This is a genomic window from Ralstonia sp. TCR112, assembly GCF_007997035.1.
Taxonomy (GTDB): Bacteria; Pseudomonadota; Gammaproteobacteria; order Burkholderiales; family Burkholderiaceae; genus Ralstonia; species Ralstonia edaphi.
In genome coordinates, this window is record NZ_VOSS01000001.1 from 123,690 (window position 1) to 141,438 (window position 17,749).

At 65.0% G+C, this 17,749-nt stretch carries 18 protein-coding genes; 12 read left to right on the plus strand and 6 right to left on the minus strand.

The features are described from left to right. Window positions 1-11 precede the first annotated feature (11 nt). Entirely contained in the window at window positions 12-905 is an 894-nt protein-coding gene (locus FUT88_RS00625) for a LysR family transcriptional regulator (protein ID WP_147213381.1), read from the minus strand. A 119-nt stretch (window positions 906-1,024) separates the two neighbouring features. Here FUT88_RS00625 and FUT88_RS00630 point away from each other — a divergent pair, with 119 nt between their 5' ends. Continuing rightward, window positions 1,025-2,056 (plus strand): bile acid:sodium symporter family protein, encoded by a 1,032-nt coding sequence (locus FUT88_RS00630; RefSeq protein ID WP_147213382.1) that lies wholly within the window; start codon window positions 1,025-1,027, stop codon window positions 2,054-2,056. Here FUT88_RS00630 and FUT88_RS00635 read toward each other — a convergent pair whose 3' ends face one another. The 3 genes from FUT88_RS00635 to tsaE are packed head-to-tail and all read right to left on the minus strand — an operon-like array spanning window position 2,057 to window position 4,701. Continuing rightward, window positions 2,057-2,602, minus strand: coding sequence for a GNAT family N-acetyltransferase (locus tag FUT88_RS00635; protein WP_147213383.1), 546 nt, complete (start codon window positions 2,600-2,602; stop codon window positions 2,057-2,059). Window positions 2,603-2,605: 3 nt separating this feature from the next. Then, window positions 2,606-4,129: an N-acetylmuramoyl-L-alanine amidase gene (locus FUT88_RS00640; RefSeq protein WP_147213384.1), complete on the minus strand. Its 1,524-nt coding sequence runs from the start codon at window positions 4,127-4,129 to the stop codon at window positions 2,606-2,608. Next, window positions 4,123-4,701, minus strand: a complete 579-nt coding sequence (gene tsaE / locus FUT88_RS00645; protein WP_147213428.1) for a tRNA (adenosine(37)-N6)-threonylcarbamoyltransferase complex ATPase subunit type 1 TsaE — start codon at window positions 4,699-4,701, stop codon at window positions 4,123-4,125. The genes FUT88_RS00640 and tsaE overlap by 7 nt, the downstream gene beginning before the upstream one ends. A 16-nt stretch (window positions 4,702-4,717) precedes the next feature. Between tsaE and queG the strand changes: the two genes are divergently transcribed. The 7 genes from queG to plsY all read left to right on the plus strand — a co-directional run bounded on the left by queG (window position 4,718) and on the right by plsY (window position 10,550). Beyond that, a complete protein-coding gene (queG, locus tag FUT88_RS00650) occupies window positions 4,718-5,875 on the plus strand; it encodes a tRNA epoxyqueuosine(34) reductase QueG (protein WP_147213385.1) in 1,158 nt (385 codons plus the stop codon). A 257-nt stretch (window positions 5,876-6,132) separates the two neighbouring features. Continuing rightward, complete coding sequence (locus tag FUT88_RS00655; RefSeq protein ID WP_147213386.1) at window positions 6,133-6,783, plus strand: chalcone isomerase family protein; 651 nt, start codon at window positions 6,133-6,135, stop codon at window positions 6,781-6,783. Window positions 6,784-6,895: 112 nt separating this feature from the next. Then, complete coding sequence (locus tag FUT88_RS00660; protein ID WP_147213387.1) at window positions 6,896-7,873, plus strand: tripartite tricarboxylate transporter substrate binding protein BugE; 978 nt, start codon at window positions 6,896-6,898, stop codon at window positions 7,871-7,873. Window positions 7,874-7,935: 62 nt separating this feature from the next. Further along, window positions 7,936-8,412, plus strand: a complete 477-nt coding sequence (locus FUT88_RS00665) for a methylated-DNA--[protein]-cysteine S-methyltransferase (RefSeq protein WP_147213388.1) — start codon at window positions 7,936-7,938, stop codon at window positions 8,410-8,412. Further along, entirely contained in the window at window positions 8,409-9,344 is a 936-nt protein-coding gene (gene xerD, locus FUT88_RS00670; protein WP_147213389.1) for a site-specific tyrosine recombinase XerD, read from the plus strand. Before FUT88_RS00665 ends, xerD begins: the two co-directional genes overlap by 4 nt. A 20-nt stretch (window positions 9,345-9,364) precedes the next feature. Then, window positions 9,365-9,856 (plus strand): Cys-tRNA(Pro) deacylase, encoded by a 492-nt coding sequence (gene ybaK / locus FUT88_RS00675; RefSeq protein ID WP_147213390.1) that lies wholly within the window; start codon window positions 9,365-9,367, stop codon window positions 9,854-9,856. A 70-nt stretch (window positions 9,857-9,926) separates the two neighbouring features. Then, complete coding sequence (gene plsY / locus FUT88_RS00680; protein WP_147213391.1) at window positions 9,927-10,550, plus strand: glycerol-3-phosphate 1-O-acyltransferase PlsY; 624 nt, start codon at window positions 9,927-9,929, stop codon at window positions 10,548-10,550. Here the strand turns inward: plsY and FUT88_RS00685 are convergent. Further along, a complete protein-coding gene (locus tag FUT88_RS00685; RefSeq protein WP_147213392.1) occupies window positions 10,547-11,563 on the minus strand; it encodes a GlxA family transcriptional regulator in 1,017 nt (338 codons plus the stop codon). The genes plsY and FUT88_RS00685 overlap by 4 nt on opposite strands. Before the next feature lie 160 nt (window positions 11,564-11,723). Between FUT88_RS00685 and FUT88_RS00690 the strand changes: the two genes are divergently transcribed. After that, on the plus strand, window positions 11,724-14,108 hold the full coding sequence (locus FUT88_RS00690) for an acylase (RefSeq protein WP_147213393.1): 2,385 nt from the start codon (window positions 11,724-11,726) through the stop codon (window positions 14,106-14,108). Between the two features lie 65 nt (window positions 14,109-14,173). Here FUT88_RS00690 and FUT88_RS00695 read toward each other — a convergent pair whose 3' ends face one another. Continuing rightward, window positions 14,174-14,659, minus strand: coding sequence for a YajQ family cyclic di-GMP-binding protein (locus FUT88_RS00695; RefSeq protein WP_147213394.1), 486 nt, complete (start codon window positions 14,657-14,659; stop codon window positions 14,174-14,176). Between the two features lie 106 nt (window positions 14,660-14,765). Here FUT88_RS00695 and murB point away from each other — a divergent pair, with 106 nt between their 5' ends. From murB to argG, 3 genes are all read left to right on the plus strand, one after another. Further along, window positions 14,766-15,794 (plus strand): UDP-N-acetylmuramate dehydrogenase, encoded by a 1,029-nt coding sequence (gene murB, locus FUT88_RS00700; RefSeq protein WP_147213395.1) that lies wholly within the window; start codon window positions 14,766-14,768, stop codon window positions 15,792-15,794. 148 nt (window positions 15,795-15,942) lie between these two features. Beyond that, window positions 15,943-16,260, plus strand: a complete 318-nt coding sequence (locus tag FUT88_RS00705; protein WP_027680653.1) for a pyrimidine/purine nucleoside phosphorylase — start codon at window positions 15,943-15,945, stop codon at window positions 16,258-16,260. Window positions 16,261-16,408: 148 nt separating this feature from the next. Beyond that, window positions 16,409-17,746, plus strand: coding sequence for an argininosuccinate synthase (gene argG, locus FUT88_RS00710; protein WP_147213396.1), 1,338 nt, complete (start codon window positions 16,409-16,411; stop codon window positions 17,744-17,746). Window positions 17,747-17,749: the final 3 nt, after the last annotated feature.

A 17,749-nucleotide genomic window follows, 5' to 3' on the forward strand; every position in this document is an offset into this window, starting at 1 on the left:
CAGTCAGGCCATCAGGCGGCCGGCAGCGCCATCCGGCGGATCATCTGCCACGCGGCCTCGGCCGCCGGCGAAAGCGACCTGTCATGCCGCCGCGCCAGCACGATGGCGCGGGTCTCCTTGGGCGACAGCGGCACCGCCACCAATGGCGACGAGGACGGCAGCGGCAACGACAGCGACGGCACCACCCCCGCGCCGATGCCCGCTTCGACCATCCCGAAGACAGCACTGCTGTGGCCCATCTCCTGCGCAACCTCAGGTTGGACGCCGTGGCGCAGGAAGATGCGGTCGATCAGCGGTCGACTGCCCGAGGCGTGATCGAGCAGGACGACCGCTGTGCGATGCAGATCTTTCCACCGCACGCTGCTGCGCTGCGCGAACGGGTGATCCCTGCGACAGACCAGGCAGAACGGATCGATCAGCAGCGGCTCGGTCCACAGGCCTTCGGTATCGAGCGGCTCCACCACCACACCGAAATCGGCGCCGCCCGTGCGGATCAATTGCAGCGTGTCGACCTGGACGGAGTCACGCACGATCATGCGGATGTCCGGATAGCGCACCGCACACTCGGCCACATACACCGGCATCAGCCGTGTCGACACGGTCGGGCTGGACGCCACCACCACGCGTCCGCGCCGCTGCTCGCCGACCTGGCGCGCCTGTTGCAACGTGTCGTCCAGATCGGCCACGAGGCGATCCAGCGCCGTCGCCAGCGAGCGCCCCACTTCCGTCAACACGACTTCGCGCGTGGTGCGGTCCAGCAACTTCAAGCCCAGTTCGCCTTCCAGCTCCGAGATCGAACGGCTCACGGCCGGCTGCGTCAGGCCGATGGTGTCGCCCGCTCGGCTGAAGCTGTGCGCGCGTGCCACCGCGAGAAAGACGCGCAACTGGCGCAAGGTCACATTCATGCTGACGACGTATGAATTGATTCGATCAATGCATTTGTATTCTAGATAGGGATGTTGTGCAATAGCGGCTATCCCGCCATCCAATCCGCGCCGTCACGTAATGGTGGCGGCGCACGCACATGAAGATCCCGCTGTTGTCTCCGTTGTTGTCCCAGATCGATGGGTTCATTCGCGCCATGCTGGTGATGGTCGCACTGGCCCTCTTCTTCCCGGCGCTTGGCGCGAGCGATGGGCCGCTGCGGCTGGACATCGTCACCATCGTCGGCGTGTCACTGGTGTTCTTCCTGCACGGCGCGGCGCTCTCGCGCGAGAAGATCGTCGAAGGCGCGCGCAACTGGCGGCTGCATCTGTTCGTGCAGAGCTGCACGTTCATCCTGTTTCCGCTGATCGGCGCGGTCATTCTGTTTGTCTGCAAGCCGTTCATTCCGGCCGAGCTGCTGCTGGGCGTGTTCTATCTGTGCGCGCTGCCGTCGACGGTGTCGTCGTCGGTGGCAATGACGGCCATGGCCAAGGGCAATGTGCCGGCCGCCATCTTCAACGCGACCATCTCAGGGCTGATCGGCATGATCGCCACGCCGCTGCTGATGAGCTTCGTGATCCAGGCGTCGGGCGCGGACCTGTCGGTCGGCAAGGCGCTGCTGGGCGTGGCCGAGCAACTGCTGCTGCCATTCGTGCTGGGTCAGTTGCTGCGCCCGGTCATCGGCGGGTTCATCAACAAGCACAAGGCGATCATCAACAAGGTGGATCGCGCGGTGATCCTGCTGATCGTGTTCAACTCGTTTGCCGACTCGACGCACGCGGGTGTGTGGTCGAAGTATCCGTGGGAGACCATCGTGGCCGTGGCCGTGATGAGCGGCGCGTTGCTGTTCGTCGTGCTTGGTGCGACGACATGGCTGTCGCGGCGCGCGGGTTTCAACCTGGCCGACGAAATCACTGCCGTGTTCTGCGGCTCGAAGAAGAGCTTGGCGAACGGCGTGCCGATGGCGAAGATCCTGTTTGCCGGCAACCCGGCGCTGGGGCTGATCGTGCTGCCGCTGATGATTTATCACCAGCTGCAGCTGATCGTGTGCTCGACGCTGGCGCGCAGGTACGCGGATCGCGTTGCGCAGGCGGAGGATGGCGCTAACGCTCCGGCCAGCCGCCCGGCCTGATCAGCGCGAGCCCACCAAACCCGCGAATTCCGCTTCAGGCCAGTGGTAGGTGCGCACCCAAGCGTGGCCGCCATCGGCCGTCTCCAGCCAGTCACGGCTGACCGGCACACCACCCAGGGCTTCGTAGAAGCCGATCGCGGCGGTGTTCGCCTCGTACACGAGCAGATGCAACTGTGTGATGCCCTGAGCGGCGGCCCAGTGCGCCGCTTCGCTCATCAGGCGCTTGCCGACGCCATGGCCGCGTGAGGCTGGCAGCAGATGCAGGTTGTCGACGAACGCACCCCAGGGCGTGCCGTTTTCACGCAGGGCGCACAGAAAACCGATGGTCTGGCCGTCCAGATCGGCGCACCACACCTGCTGTCCGGCAACGGGTGCGGCCATGCGTTCACGCCATTTCGCCTGGATGTCGGTCGCTGCGCGGCCATCGAGATACGCGTCGGACAAAACGCCCAGCCCGCGATACGCGCTTTGCCAGCTGCGGGTATGAATGTCGGCGATGGTGCCGGCGTCGGACGCACCGCCTTCGCGCAATACGAGCGTCGCCATGCCTCAGACGCCCGGGTTGCGCGACAGCGGCGGGTTCTTGGCGAAGTACGCCCGAATGCCGCGCAAGATGGCGTCGGCAAGCTGGTTCTGGTGGCCCAGGTCGTTCAGCTTGGCTTCTTCCTCGGGGTTGGAGATGAAGGCCGTCTCGACCAGGATCGACGGAATGTCCGGCGCCTTGAGCACCGCAAAACCCGCCTGCTCGACCTGCCCCTTGTGCAGCCGGTTGATGCCGCCAATCTGGTCCAGCACCGCCTTGCCGACCTTCATGCTGTCAGTGATCTGCGCGGTGGTCGACAGATCCAGCAGCACGCGCGTGACCTGCGCGTCTTTCGAACCGAGATTCGCCCCGCCGATCATGTCGGCCGCGTTTTCCTTGTTGGCGAGCCACTTGGCCTGCGCGCTCGAAGCGCCGCGATCGGACAGCACGAACACCGATGCCCCGCGCGCCTCCGGCGAGAGAAACGCATCGGCATGGATCGAGACGAACAGGTCCGCCTGCACGCGGCGCGCCTTCTGCACGCGCACACCCAGCGGGACAAAATAGTCGGAATCGCGCGTCATCATGGCGCGCATGTTGGGCTGGGCGTCGATCTTGGCCTTGAGCATGCGGGCGATCGACAGCACCACGTCTTTCTCGTGCGTGCCGGCACCGCCCGTGGCGCCCGGATCTTCGCCGCCATGGCCGGGGTCGATGGCGACGGTAAGCAGGCGGCGCATGCGCGGGCCGTTTGACGACGCGCGCGGCACAGGCTGCTCGGGAACGATCTCCAGCGGAGGCGTGTTCGGCGCGTTGGCGAGCGTCGACGGAGGATTCGCAGCGGCGGCAGGCGGCGTCTTGCGAGGCGGCGTGCGGCCGGCAAGCGCCGGGTGTTGCGGCTCTTCGATCGGCGGTTTGGTCGGGCTGCCGCTGCTGCCGCGGCGCGCCAGCGCGGCAATCGGGTCATCGTCATCCGACGGCTCCGGCATCGGCGTGCCGCCGGATGCGGCAAAACGCTCCTGCTTGCCCTCGGTGGCCTGCACGAGCTGCATCAGCGGGTCGGGCGGGTTGGTCGGGTACAGGTCAAACACAAGCCGGTTGCGATAGCCGGCAATCGGCAGCAACGTGAACACCTGCGGGTTGACGCTTTCCTTCAGGTCGAACACCAGGCGCACGACGCTCGGCCGGTTCTGGCCCACGCGCACCTGGCGGATGTACGGATCGTTCGGCGCAATCTTGGCCACCAGCTCGCGCAACGTCGGGTTCAGGTCCAGCCCGTCGATGTCGACCATCAGTCGATCCGGATCCTTGATGAGCTGATGCGTGGCCTTGAGCGCGACGTCGGATTCGATCGTCACGCGCGTGTAGTCCTCGGCGGGCCACACGCGCACGGCGACGATGTTGGCGCCGCGTGCGATCTGCGGGCCCACCAGGCTCAGGATGACCGTGCCTGCGCCGGCCTTCGCCATGCGCGTGAGCCATTGGCGGCGGGCCTGGCTCGGCAGGTTGGGATCATCCGGTCGGTCGGTCGGCAGATGCTTGATCAGCATGGGAACAGGTGTTGCAACGACTGTAGAAGTTGAAGGCCGGTCTGCGTGCGTGCGCTCAGACGTGCTGCGCGCGGTGCATGCTCAACGCCGTCATCGTAGGTTTCGTGCACAACGTCGACCGATAAAGCGATGTGCAGGTCGGGCGTGCCCAGTAGCGCCTGCGCCTTCTCGGGCCATTCGACCAGGCACAGCGCAGGTTCGGCAAAGCAGTCGCGGAACCCGGCGTCGGTCCACTCCTCGGGATCGGCAAAGCGGTACAGGTCAAAGTGATAGACCTTTTGCGTGCCAGTGGTTCCGGCAACGTCGTACGGCTCAACCAGCGTATAGGTGGGGCTGCGCACGCGCCCGGTATGCCCCATGCCGCGCAGGATGGCGCGCGACAGCGTCGTCTTGCCCGCGCCAAGATCGCCGGAAAGCTGCACCTGCACGGGCCGTGGGCCCAATGCCAGCACGGCCTGCGCGAGTGCCGCGCCAAAGGCCGACGTGGCCGCTTCATCGGTGAGCGAAAGCGTGCGCTCGGCGAGCGGAGGGGTCAGACCAGAAGGCGCGTCAGCAGGGAGCACGGTGGGCATTGCGTACAATTTGGGCATGTCCGCCACCCCCACGTCATCACCCGAAACGAACCTCGATGCACGCCTGCCAGCCGATGCGGCCGGCATGCAAGCGCTTGTCGCGCAGATTCGCTCCTGGGGTGCCGAACTCGGTTTCGATGCGGTCCGCATCGCCGATGTCGACCTGTCGCATGCTGAAGAAGGGCTCCAGACATGGCTCGCGCAGGGGTTTCACGGTGACATGGATTATATGGCGAACCACGGCATGCTCCGCGCACGCCCGGCCGAACTTGTTGCCGGAACGGTACGCGCGATCGTCGCGCGGATGCCGTATCTGCCACATCTTGCCGACCCGCAAACACCCGGCAGCGACTGGCGCACTATCGAGTGGGATCGCCTGCGCCGCCCTGAAGACGCCACCATCTCGCTCTACGCGCGCGGCCGCGACTATCACAAGGTACTTCGCCAGCGCCTGCAGAAGCTGGCAGAAAAGATTGCCGGCGCCGTCGGGCCGTACGGCTTTCGCGTATTCACCGACTCGGCGCCGGTCCTGGAAGTCGCACTGGCCACCAACGGCGGCCTCGGCTGGCGCGGCAAACACACGCTGCTGCTCGACCGCGATGCGGGCTCGATGTTCTTCCTCGGAGAGATCCTCGTCGACCTGCCCTTTCCCGTCGACCCACCCGTGGAGCCCCACTGCGGCAACTGCACGCGCTGCATCGACGTGTGCCCCACGCAGGCCATCGTCGCACCATACACCGTGGACGCGCGGCGCTGCATCTCTTACCTGACGATCGAGCACAAGGGCAGCATCCCGGTCGAACTGCGCGCAGCGATGGGCAACCGCGTCTACGGCTGCGACGACTGCCAGCTCATCTGCCCATGGAACAAGTTTGCCGTGCCGGCCAACCTGCCCGACTTTGACGTGCGCAACGGATTGGACGCGGCCACGCTGGCCGGGCTGTTCCACTGGACCGACGCCGAATTCAACCAACGGCTGGAAGGCAGCCCGATCCGCCGCATCGGGCACGAGCGTTGGCTGCGCAACATTGCCGTGGCGATCGGCAACGCGCTTCGCGCGCCGCTGCCCGATAGCGCGCGTGCGCAATTGACTGCCGCCCTGCACGCACGCGCTGACGATCCTTCAGAACTCGTGCGTGAGCACGTGGCCTGGGCGCTGACACAGTCGACGTAAGCGCTCGCTCGTGTGGGGCACGCGAATGCATCAGGACTGTGATGTGGTTTTAATCTGGAATTCCAAGTTGCCGCACCGATCGGTTTAAAACCGGACAATGCGCGCCTGGTACAAAGCCACGAATGCCTGCTTAACGCTCATGCCGACAGCGCCTTATACCGCCTAGTACGCAAACGCTTGCGCATCAGGGCAGACACCGATTGTTTGCAAATAAATTATCGCGAAAATGGCGGCTTAATCTCAAACCGCTCATTTCGATGTTTTCCGCTCTTGTTGATCTCCGCCGCGCATTGCAGGTTGCCGCACGTGCCCGCTCATCGTGGACGGCACGCGCGTGGCGCGGCGGCGTCGTGGCCACGGTGCTCTGTGCCGCGTGCATGGGCCCAGCATGGGCAACGGTGAACGTCGAAGGCGTGCCGTTCGACGATGCCGCACGCGTGGGCGGCCGCGAACTGCTGCTCAACGGCACAGGCCTGCGTTCAGTGTTTGTCATCAAGGGCTACGTGGCAGGCCTGTACCTGCCTGAGCGCGCGAAGAACGCAGCAGTCATCCTCGGCATGAAAGGGCCGAAGCGGCTGCAGATCCACCCGCTGCGCGATGTGGGCGCCGACACGTTCATCCACGCACTGAACGACGGCATCCATCGCAACCAGACCGAAATTCAAGTACAGAGGCTGGCCGACCGGCTGACGCAGTTGGAAGACGCGATGCGCCAGATCGGCTCCACCAAGCGCGGCGACACCATCAACTTCGACTACGCTCCCGACGCCGGCACCACCATCAGCATCAACGGCGTGGCGCGCACAAAGGCCATCCCCGGCGAAGATTTCTACCAGGCCGTGCTCAGCATCTTCATCGGCAACAGCCCGGTCGACCGTGATCTGAAAAGCGGGCTGCTGGGAACCTGACAATCTGACGATTGGCTTTTCAGGGTTTCCCCGGTTGCCGTGTGGCGGGCGTTTGCCGTTGTGCTATTCAGCAGTTTCCCCACAAGAACGCACACCACGCTAGGAGGAGACCATGACCAAGGGACGACTGATTGCCAGCCTGATCGGCGCCGCAGGAATGGCGTTGTGCGGGCCGGCGGTGGCCGACAACTACCCCACGAAGCCGCTCAAGCTGATCATTCCATTTCCGCCAGGCGGCACGACAGACATCGTGGGGCGCGGCGTAGCCGACCAGCTTTCCAAGGTGCTGGGCCAGGCCGTGGTGGTGGAAAACAAGGGCGGCGGCGGCGGTTCGATCGGCGCAGACGCCATCGCCAAGGCGGCGCCGGACGGCTACACGATCGGCATCGCCACCGTCTCCACGCATGCCGTTAACCCGGCGTGCAACCCGAAGCTTTCGTACGACCCGCTCAAGGATTTCAAGCCGATCACCAACCTGGCCACGGTGGCCAACGTGATTGCGGTCAACCCGACCTTTCCGGCCAAGAATTACAAGGAATTTGTCGCGGTGCTGACGGCCAATCCGGGCAAATATTCGTTTGCGACATCGGGCACCTGCGGCATCGGCCACATGCTCGGCGAAGAGTTCAAGGTGCTGACCAAAACGCAGATGGTTCATGTGCCGTATCGCGGCGCGGGGCCTGCGCTGAACGACGTGCTGGCCAACCAGGTGCCGATCATGGTCGACAACCTGCCGTCGTCCATTCAGTTCATCAAGGGCGGCAAGCTCCGGCCGATCGTGGTGGCGTGGAACAAACGCATCGATAGCCTGCCCGATGTGCCGACCTTTGCCGAAGTCGGCCTGAAGGATGCGAATGACCCGGCGTGGTATGGCCTGGTCGCGCCGGCGGGCACGTCAGACGACATCATCCGCAAGCTCAACGAAGCCGCCGTGAAGGCGCTGAAAGACCCGGGCCTGGCAGACCGATTCCGCGGCGCCGGCGCCGAGCCTGTCGGCAATACCCCGCAGCAATACGCGGCCGAGATCAAGCGCGAATTCGACAAGATGCGCACCCTGGTCAAGCAGCAGAACATCAAGCTGGATCAGTAACCCTGCCTCACCTGGGGCCTGTGCTAGATTCGCAGGATTGTTTTCCAGCGCCGGCCCCTGTCATGCCATCCCCTTTCGACGCCGTTCTCGAAGCGCCCTTCGGCAAGCTGGGCGTGCGCGTGGCCGACGGCGCGCTTCGTGAACTGGTTTATCTGCCGGAAGGCACGCCCCGCGTCGATTCATCCGACGCGTTGATCGCAAGGCTCGCCCGGCAGCTCGACGCGTACTACAGCGACCCTCGCGCGACATTCGACATCCCGCTCGCGCGCGCCGGCACGGATTTCCAGCACCGCGTATGGCAGGCCATCAGCGCCATCCCGTGCGGCAGCGTCATCACCTACGGCACCATCGCGCAACAGGTCGGCAGCGTGCCACGCGCGGTGGGTCAGGCCTGCGGCGACAACTGGTTCCCGATCCTCATCCCGTGCCACCGCGTGGTGAGTGCATCCGGCATCGGCGGGTTTTCGCATCACACGGATGGCTATCTGTTGAACATCAAGCACTGGCTGCTGCGCCACGAAGGCGTGATGCTGATATGAGAAAGGCCGCACGGAAAGACGCCGAAGCACCGTGCCTGCCGCCGCAAAGCGCAGACGCGATCCAGCGCTTTTGCGACGCGCTATGGCTGGAGGATGGCCTCGCCCGCAATACGCTCGATGCGTACCGGCGCGACCTGACCCTCTACGCGCAGTGGCTCGCCGAGCGCAGCAAATCCATCGCCGAAACCGAAGACGGCGACCTGGCCGATTACTTCGCCGCACGCCATGCCGAGAGCCGCGCATCGTCCGCCAACCGGCGCCGCACGGTGTTCAAGCGTTTCTTTCAATGGGCGTTGCGCGAGCACGTGGTGAGCACCGATCCGTCGCGCCTGCTGCCGACCGCCAAACAGCCGCCGCGCTTTCCGAAGACACTGTCCGAAACGCAAGTCGAGGCGCTCATCAACGCGCCCGATGTCGACACGCCGCTCGGCCTGCGCGACCGAGCGATGATCGAACTGATGTATGCGAGCGGGCTCCGCGTGTCGGAAATCGTCGCGCTGAAAACGGTGGAAGTCGGCCTGAATGAAGGCGTGGTGCGCGTGGTTGGCGGCAAGGGCGGCAAGGACCGCCTCGTGCCGTTCGGCGCCGAAGCGGGCGACTGGCTGCGGCGTTATCTGCGCGATGGCCGCACGGCGCTGCTCGGCGAGCGCACGGCTGACGCGCTGTTCGTCACCGCGCGCGGCGAAGGCATGACGCGCCAGGCGTTCTGGTATCTCATCAAACGCTATGCGCTGCTGGCTGATATTCACGCGCCGCTGTCGCCGCACACGTTGCGGCACGCGTTTGCCACGCACTTGCTCAACCACGGCGCAGACTTGCGCGTCGTGCAGATGCTGCTCGGCCACGCAGACATTTCCACCACGCAGATCTACACCCACGTCGCGCGCGAGCGTCTGCGCACACTGCATGCGCAGCACCATCCGCGCGGATAGCGATCGTTTCCCTGCCCCGTATGAGCAAGTCCAAGCACGTTTCCGAGACACCCGCCACGCAGTTCCTCAAGGCACATGGCGTCGCTTTCACCGAGCACACCTACGACTATGTCGACAAGGGCGGCACGACCGAGTCTTCGCGCCAGCTTGGCGTCGATGAACACCACGTCGTCAAGACGCTGGTGATGGAAGACGAGCACGCCAAACCGCTGATCGTGCTGATGCACGGCGATTGCTCGGTCTCCACCAAGAACCTCGCGCGCCAGACCGGGCGCAAGAACGTGCAGCCGTGCAAGCCCGAGGTGGCGCAGCGGCACAGCGGCTACCTGGTGGGCGGCACGTCGCCGTTTGGCCTGCGCAAGGCGATGCCGGTGTATGTGGAAGCGAGCGTGCTGGAACTGGAGCGCATCTACATCAACGGCGGCAGGCGCGGCTTTCTCGTCAGCATCGCGCCCAGCGTGCTGACCACCGTGCTGAACGCGCAGCCCGTCAACTGTGCAAACCCCGATTGAAACGAACGCGGCGGCCGGGGCACCCTACGCGGCACGCTACAATCCCGCAGCCTGATTTCACCGATTTCCTATGTCCCCAGTCGTCGCAACCGTCATTTTTGCCGTGGCCGCCTACCTGATCGGCTCGATCTCGTTTGCCGTGGTGGTGAGCCGCGCGATGGGTCTGGCAGACCCGCGCACCTACGGCTCGGGCAACCCCGGCGCCACCAACGTGCTGCGCTCGGGCAACAAGAAGGCGGCTGTCCTCACGCTGCTCGGCGATGCGGCCAAGGGCTGGCTGGCAGTGTGGCTGGCGCAATGGCTGGCCGCGCGCTTTGGCGTGGACGAAACCGGCATCGCGCTGGTGGTGATCGCCGTGTTCCTGGGTCACCTGTTTCCGGTGTTCCACCGCTTTGAGGGCGGCAAGGGCGTGGCCACGGCGGCAGGCATTCTGCTCGCGCTGAACGTGTGGCTCGGGCTGGCCACGCTGGCCACGTGGCTCATCATCGCCGTGTTCTTCCGTTATTCATCGTTGGCGGCGCTGGTCTCGGCGGTGTTCGCGCCGTTCTTCTACGTGCTGATGAACGGCTTCGACTGGATTGCCGGGGCGGTTGCGTTGATGGCGGTACTGCTCATCGCGCGCCACCGCGCCAATATCGCCAAGCTGCTCGCCGGCAAGGAAAGCCGCATCGGCGAGAAGAAAAAAGCGGCCTAATTCCGCAGCTCCGCGCGCACCGAATGGGCGCGCCGATGCTCTCCCGGCGGCCGCCCCGTGTGCCGCCGGATCAATCGCCGGAAGGCAGACATGTCCTGATAGCCGCACTGCTCGGCGATCGCCGTCAGGCTCAGCGTGCTGACTTCGAGCAGGTGACACGCGCGCTCCACGCGCAACCGGTGCAGCAATTGCAACGGCGACATCCCCACCGTTTTCGCGAAATGCCGCAGCAGCGTCCGCTCGCTGGTTGAGGCCGCGGCCGCAAGTTTTTCCAGATCAAACGGTTCGTGCAGATGCTGCTGCAGGTAGCGCCGCGCGCGCAGCACGACGCTGTCGCGAATGGCCGGTTTGCTGCGCAGCCAGATGCCGATCGCCTCGCCGCGCGAGGGGTGATCGAGCGCCGTATTGCCCAGCGTGCGAGCAAGCCGCGCATCTGCCAGTCGCGCGACCACGCGGTGCGTGAGCGCCACGCCATGCTCCATGGCGCGTGCGGTGATGACGTTGCCGCTGCTGACAATCGCCTGTGCCGGCACCACCTTCAGGCTGGGGAAATTGCCCTGCACCCACCCGGCGATCAGCCACGTGACGGTCAGGCGCTGCCCGGGCGGCAGCACGTCGGCCAACATCGCCACACCCGTGAACGGCGACGCCACGAGCCGCCCTGCATGCAAATAACGGCGGATCGTGGCGCGCTCCGCTTCCAGCAGGGCCAGACGCTGCTCCAGCGTGCCGATGTGGTCGAAATGCAGCGGCGGGACGATCAACGCGTCGCCCAGCTGCGTGTCGTCTTGCGGCAGTGCGTCGCAACGGCAAGCGAGCGTTTCTGCAGTCGCCTGCCAACGCGCCGGGTCCCGCGCGACGAGGCGCCAGCCGAACACCGGCGCCTTGGCGGCATTGGCCCGCTTGCCGGCCTGCATGGAAGCCAGCGCATTGGCCACGCCAAGCGTGTCGGAAGCCGTGGCCAGCATAGAGAAACCGGCGTCAGGAAAGGTCAGCAAGTCGATTTTCGGCATGCCGCAGTATAGGTCTGGGCGGCAATACGCGTGGCGATATTGCCCCGAATTCTGGCGGGAATACCTCTTTCGAATCAGACCCGCGCGATTGAGGATGCCGCGGTGGCTGCGCACAGACGCAACCGCCCATAACAACATCGACATCAGGAGACAACGCACGATGCAGCGATTCATGCAGGGATTCGCACGCGGCACGCTTGCCACGGCCGCGCTTGCGGCGCTGGCCGGCTGCGCAAGCACAGACAGCGGCTGGGCCACGCCTTCGGACACGGGCCTCTCGGCGCAAATCAGCCGCACCCGCTTTGGCATTCCACACGTCCGCGCCAACGACTACGCGAGCCTCGGCTTCGGCATGGCCTACGCCTATGCGCAGGACAACGTCTGTCTGCTGGCCGACCAGGTCGTCACTGTCAACGGCGAACGTTCGAAGACGTTCGGGCCGGACGGCACGGTCGTGGTGTCGTTCAAGCCGGTGCCTAACACGCAAGCCGACGCGTTCTTCAAGGGCGCATTCGACGAGGCTGGCCTGCGCGCCGGCTATGCACAGATGTCGCCCGAGGCGCGTGAACTGCTGCGCGGCTACATCGCCGGCTACAACCGCTATCTGAAAGACACGCCGGCCGCCAGCCGTCCGGCCGCTTGCCGCAATGCCGATTGGGTGCGCCCGCTCACGGTGGCCGACATGATGCGGATGGGCGAAGAGAAAGCCATTCAGGCGAGCGCGGGCGCCATGCTGCAAAGCATCGTCGCAGCGCAGCCGCCGGGGGGCGCACCAGCATCGGCGGTCATTCCACCGCATGCCGTCGACACCGCCGCGCTTGACCGCGATCTGCAGCTGCGCGACATGCCGATCGGCTCCAACGGTTGGGCCTTCGGCAAGGCCGCCACAGACAACGGCCGCGGTGTACTGCTCGGCAACCCGCATTTCCCGTGGACGACCACCAACCGCTTCTACCAGGTCCACCTGACGGTGCCGGGCAAGCTGGACGTGATGGGCGCGTCGATTGCCGCCTTCCCCGTCGTCAGCATCGGCTTCAACAAAGACGTGGCGTGGACGCACACCGTCTCCACGGGCCGCCGCTTCACGCTGTTCGAACTGAAGCTTGCCGAGGGTGACCCGACCACCTACCTGATCGACGGCAAGCCGCACAAGATGACCACGCGCACCGTCGCCTTTGACGTGAAGCTGCCGGACGGCCGCATCGAGCGCCGCACGCACACCTTCTACAACACGGTGTACGGGCCGGTGCTGTCGATGCCCGCCGGCGGCATGCCCTGGACCTCGCAGAAGGCCTACACGCTGCGCGACGTCAATCGCAACAACACGCGCTCCATCGATACGTGGCTGCATATCGCGCAGGCCAAGGATGTGGCGGGTATCCGGCAGGCCATCGGCAATCTCGGCATTCCCTGGGTGAACACGATCGCCACCGACCGCAACGGCCGCGCGCTGTTTGCCGATGTGTCGACCACGCCCGACGTGTCGACTGAAGCGCTCAAGCGCTGCGCACCGTCGCCGCTCGCAGACAAGCTCTTCAAGGGCGTGGGCCTCGTGCTGCTCGACGGTTCACGCAGCGCGTGCAACTGGCAGGTGGATCCGGCATCGCCGGTGCCAGGCTTGGTAGCGCCTGCACGCATGCCCGTGCTGGAGCGCGATGACTACGTCGCCAACAGCAACGACAGCTCGTGGCTGACCAACCCGGCGCAGAAGCTGACCGGCTTCTCGCCGGTGATGGGCTCGACCGACGTGCCGCAACGCCTGCGCACCCGCATCGGCATCATCGAAATCGAGCGCCGCCTCGCCGGGACAGACGGCCTGCCCGGCAACAAGGTGAATCTGCCGAACCTGCAGGCGATGATCTTCCGGAATGCCAACCTCGCCGGCCACCTCGTGCGTGACGATCTGCTGACCGCCTGCAAAGCCACGGCAAACCTCGACGCCGACGTGCGCGACGGTTGCGCTGCCCTGGCGCAATGGAACCTCACGGACAACGTCGACGCGCGCGCCGCGCATGTGTTCCGCGAGTTCTGGATGCGTGCCAAGGACATCCCACATGTCTACGCCGTCGACTTTGACCCGGCCGATCCGATCCACACGCCGCGCAGCCTGCGCATGAGCGATGCAGCTGTGCGCACGGCCGTGTTCAAGGCGTTGAAGGATGCCGTGGGCGCCGTCCGCACCGCCGGCTTTGCGCTCGACGCACCGCTGGGGACTGTGCAGGCAGCACATGCGCCGGGCGGTGACATCGCCCTGCACGGCGGCGAGGAGTACGAAGGCGTGCTGAACAAGCTGCAAAGCACGCCGATCGGGCCGAAAGGCTTGCAGGTGTATTTCGGCACGAGCTACATTCAGACCGTCACGTTTGACGATCAGGGCCCGGTGGCGGATGCGCTTCTGACCTACGGTGAATCGACCGACGCGGCCTCGCCGCATGCGTTCGACCAGATGCGCGAGTTTTCGGCCAAGCGCTGGAACCGGCTGCCGTTCTCGGAAGCCGCCATCGCCGCCGATCCGGCACTGAAGGTGACCAAGCTGTCGCAGTGAAGTTTTGCCACTGCAAATGCAAACGCCCCGCTCGTGCGGGCGTTTTGCCTGGAAGCGTGGCGGGTTCAGTCGCGGAAGTTGTTGAAATCCAGCGGCGTGTCGGTCACTTCCTTGCGCAGCATGGCAATCACGCTTTGCAGGTCATCGCGCTTGGCGCCGGTCACGCGCACCGCGTCGCCTTGGATGCTCGCCTGCACCTTGATCTTGCTGTCCTTGATCGTCTTGACGATCTTCTTGGCCAGGTCACCCGAAACGCCCTTCTTGATCTTGACGACCTGCTTCATCTTGTCGCCGCCGATCTTTTGCTTGTCCTGGTAGTCCAGGAAGCGCACGTCGACGTTGCGCTTGGCAAGCTTGTTCATCAGCACGTCGTTGACCTGACCGATCTTGAAATCGTCGTCGGCAAACAGCGTGAGTTCCTGCTCTTTGTGCTCGACGCGGGAGTCGGAGCCCTTGAAGTCGAATCGCGTCGAAATTTCTTTGTTGGCCTGTTCCACGGCGTTCTTCACTTCCACCATGTTGGCTTCGCATACCACGTCAAACGACGGCATCGTGTTCTCCTTGCAGACTTGAATTCGGATTGCTGCGGCGCCTCTGTGCGGGGGCCGCGTGCGCCATGGCTTCTATAATCTCGGCTTTCCCAGCAGATTTGGCGCCATGGCGTTGCTCGACACGCATTATCCCCTAGGCCAGCACAACACGTTCCGTTTCGAGGCCACTGCGCGCTATGCCGCCCACGTTCGCACGCCGGACGACATTCCCGCCGCGCTGGCCGACCCGCGCGTGCAGGGCTTGCCGGTGCTGGTGCTGGGCGGTGGCAGCAACGTCGTGCTCACGCGCGATTTCGAAGGCCTGGTGTTGCTGATGGAGATTCCGGGCATCGCCACCGGCCGAAGCATGGCCGATGGCCGCGCAGTCCACACCGTCACCGCAGGCGCCGGCGAATCGTGGCATGGCCTGGTCGCCCACACGGTGGCGCATGGCTTGCCTGGGCTGGAAAACCTCGCGCTGATTCCCGGCACGGTGGGCGCCGCGCCCATCCAGAACATTGGCGCATACGGCGTCGAGATCAAGGACCGGTTCCATTCGCTGCGCGCCTACGACCGCCACGCCGGCGAATTCGTCACCCTCACCGCCACCGAGTGCGCCTTCGGCTATCGCGACAGCGTCTTCAAGCGCAGCGGCGCCGATCGCTACGTCATTACCGAGGTCACCTTCGCCCTGCCGGTCGACTGGCAGCCCGACACGCATTACGCCGAACTCGCGCGCGAGCTGGCCGCGCAACACATCGCCAGCCCGACTGCGCAGGACATCTTCGACGCGGTAGTCGCCATCCGCCGCCGCAAGCTGCCCGACCCGGCCGAGATCGGCAACGCCGGCAGCTTCTTCAAGAACCCCATCGTCGATGCCGCCACGCGCGATGCCCTCGCCGAGCGTTTCCCGAATCTGGTCGGATATGTGCAGCCCGACGGCACCTACAAGCTCGCCGCCGGCTGGTTGATCGATCAGTGCGGCTTCAAGGGCCGGCAGAGCGGCGCGGTTGGGGTGTATGAAAAACAGGCGCTGGTGCTGGTACATCGTGGCGGCGGCAGCGCGATCCAGTTGATGACGCTGGCGCGCGAAATCCAGGACGCGGTTCATGCGCGCTTTGGCGTGCGCATCGAACCTGAGCCGGTCGTGGTGTAAAGAGGCGGGCGGATGGGCGCGCTGGGCATCTTGCGCCACATCGCACGCCTCAAGATCCGGGCAGCACTCGCCTGACGTACCCGCGGTCGATCCAATGGCCTAAAATGGCTGGTTTGACCCCACGACCTCCCTTTTCGCATTCCATTTCATGACCACCGAAACCTTTGACGGCGTCCGCCTGACCACCAAGGCCAATGTGTACTTTGACGGAAAGTGCGTCAGCCACAGCTTTACCCTGCCCGACGGCACCAAGAAGTCCGTGGGCGTGGTGCTGCCGGCCACGCTGACCTTCGGCACGGCCGCCGCGGAAATCATGGAATGCGTGGGCGGTTCGTGCGAATACAAGCTCGACGGCACCGACGAGTGGAAGACGTCCGGCGCAGGCGAAAGCTTCCAGGTTCCGGCCAACTCGAAGTTCGATATTCGCGTGACCGAGGCCTACCACTACATCTGCCACTACGCCTGAACCTGTCCAGGATCCTACTGCGCGGCTCGATCTTGACCTTGTGATGCTCGCCGTACCCGTGTACGGCTGCGCTTCTCAGGCCAACCTCGAACCGCTCGCTACGGATTCTGAACAGGTTCAAAGAACTGAAAGACTGAAGAGACACACCATGGAAACCATCCTGCAACACGTTCCCGTCGGCCAGAAGGTCGGCATTGCCTTCTCGGGCGGTCTCGATACCAGCGCTGCGCTGCGCTGGATGAAGAACAAGGGCGCGCTGCCCTATGCCTACACCGCCAATCTCGGCCAGCCCGACGAGGAAGACTACGATGCCATCCCGCGCAAGGCCATGGAGTACGGTGCAGAGAAGGCCCGCCTGATCGACTGCCGCCCGCAGCTGGCCAATGAAGGCATTGCCGCTATCCAATCCGGCGCGTTCCACATCAGCACTGGCGGCATTACGTACTTCAACACCACGCCGCTGGGCCGCGCCGTGACCGGGACCATGCTGGTCGCCGCCATGAAGGAAGACGACGTCAACATCTGGGGCGACGGCTCGACCTTCAAGGGCAACGACATCGAGCGCTTCTACCGCTACGGCCTGCTGACCAACCCGGCACTGAAGATCTACAAGCCCTGGCTGGACCAGGCCTTCATCGACGAGCTGGGCGGCCGCGCTGAAATGTCGGCGTTCATGACCAAGGAAGGTTTCGGCTACAAGATGAGCGCCGAGAAGGCCTACTCGACGGACAGCAACATGCTGGGCGCCACGCACGAGGCCAAGGATCTGGAACAGCTGAACAGCGGCATCCGCATCGTCAACCCGATCATGGGCGTGGCGTTCTGGAAGCCGGAAGTCGAGGTTAAGGCGGAAGAAGTGTCGGTCACGTTCGACGAGGGCCGCCCGGTCGCCGTCAACGGCCGCGAGATTGCCGACCCGGTGGAGATGTTCCTGGAGCTGAACCGCATCGGCGGCCGCCACGGCCTGGGCATGAGCGACCAGATCGAAAACCGCATCATCGAAGCCAAGAGCCGCGGCATCTACGAAGCCCCGGGGATGGCGCTGTTGCACATCGCCTACGAGCGCCTGGTGACCGGCATCCATAACGAAGACACCATCGAGCAGTACCGCATCAACGGCCTGCGCCTGGGCCGTCTGCTGTACCAGGGCCGCTGGTTCGACCCGCAAGCCATCATGCTGCGCGAAACCGCCCAGCGCTGGGTGGCCCGCGCCGTGACCGGCACCATCACGCTGGAACTGCGCCGCGGCAACGACTACTCGATCCTGAACACCGAGTCGCCCAACCTGACCTACGCGCCGGAGCGCCTGTCGATGGAGAAGGTGGAAGACGCCCCGTTCAGCCCGGCTGACCGCATCGGCCAACTGACCATGCGCAACCTCGACCTGATGGACACACGCGACAAGCTCGCTATCTACTCGAAGGCCGGGTTGCTGTCGCTGGGCACCGCCAACGCGCTGCCCCAGCTCGATGGCGGCAAGAAGTAACTG

Coding starts and splice junctions, on each gene's coding strand:
- FUT88_RS00665 (WP_147213388.1), top strand. CDS start 7,936: ATGCCATCCCCTTTCGACGCCGTTCTCGAAGCGCCCTTCGGCAAGCTG.
- FUT88_RS00695 (WP_147213394.1), bottom strand. CDS start 14,659: ATGCCGTCGTTTGACGTGGTATGCGAAGCCAACATGGTGGAAGTGAAG.
- queG (WP_147213385.1), top strand. CDS start 4,718: ATGTCCGCCACCCCCACGTCATCACCCGAAACGAACCTCGATGCACGC.
- FUT88_RS00705 (WP_027680653.1), top strand. CDS start 15,943: ATGACCACCGAAACCTTTGACGGCGTCCGCCTGACCACCAAGGCCAAT.
- ybaK (WP_147213390.1), top strand. CDS start 9,365: ATGAGCAAGTCCAAGCACGTTTCCGAGACACCCGCCACGCAGTTCCTC.
- plsY (WP_147213391.1), top strand. CDS start 9,927: ATGTCCCCAGTCGTCGCAACCGTCATTTTTGCCGTGGCCGCCTACCTG.
- FUT88_RS00660 (WP_147213387.1), top strand. CDS start 6,896: ATGACCAAGGGACGACTGATTGCCAGCCTGATCGGCGCCGCAGGAATG.
- xerD (WP_147213389.1), top strand. CDS start 8,409: ATGAGAAAGGCCGCACGGAAAGACGCCGAAGCACCGTGCCTGCCGCCG.
- FUT88_RS00685 (WP_147213392.1), bottom strand. CDS start 11,563: ATGCCGAAAATCGACTTGCTGACCTTTCCTGACGCCGGTTTCTCTATG.
- tsaE (WP_147213428.1), bottom strand. CDS start 4,701: ATGCCCACCGTGCTCCCTGCTGACGCGCCTTCTGGTCTGACCCCTCCG.
- murB (WP_147213395.1), top strand. CDS start 14,766: ATGGCGTTGCTCGACACGCATTATCCCCTAGGCCAGCACAACACGTTC.
- FUT88_RS00630 (WP_147213382.1), top strand. CDS start 1,025: ATGAAGATCCCGCTGTTGTCTCCGTTGTTGTCCCAGATCGATGGGTTC.
- FUT88_RS00690 (WP_147213393.1), top strand. CDS start 11,724: ATGCAGCGATTCATGCAGGGATTCGCACGCGGCACGCTTGCCACGGCC.
- argG (WP_147213396.1), top strand. CDS start 16,409: ATGGAAACCATCCTGCAACACGTTCCCGTCGGCCAGAAGGTCGGCATT.
- FUT88_RS00635 (WP_147213383.1), bottom strand. CDS start 2,602: ATGGCGACGCTCGTATTGCGCGAAGGCGGTGCGTCCGACGCCGGCACC.
- FUT88_RS00640 (WP_147213384.1), bottom strand. CDS start 4,129: ATGCTGATCAAGCATCTGCCGACCGACCGACCGGATGATCCCAACCTG.
- FUT88_RS00625 (WP_147213381.1), bottom strand. CDS start 905: ATGAATGTGACCTTGCGCCAGTTGCGCGTCTTTCTCGCGGTGGCACGC.
- FUT88_RS00655 (WP_147213386.1), top strand. CDS start 6,133: ATGTTTTCCGCTCTTGTTGATCTCCGCCGCGCATTGCAGGTTGCCGCA.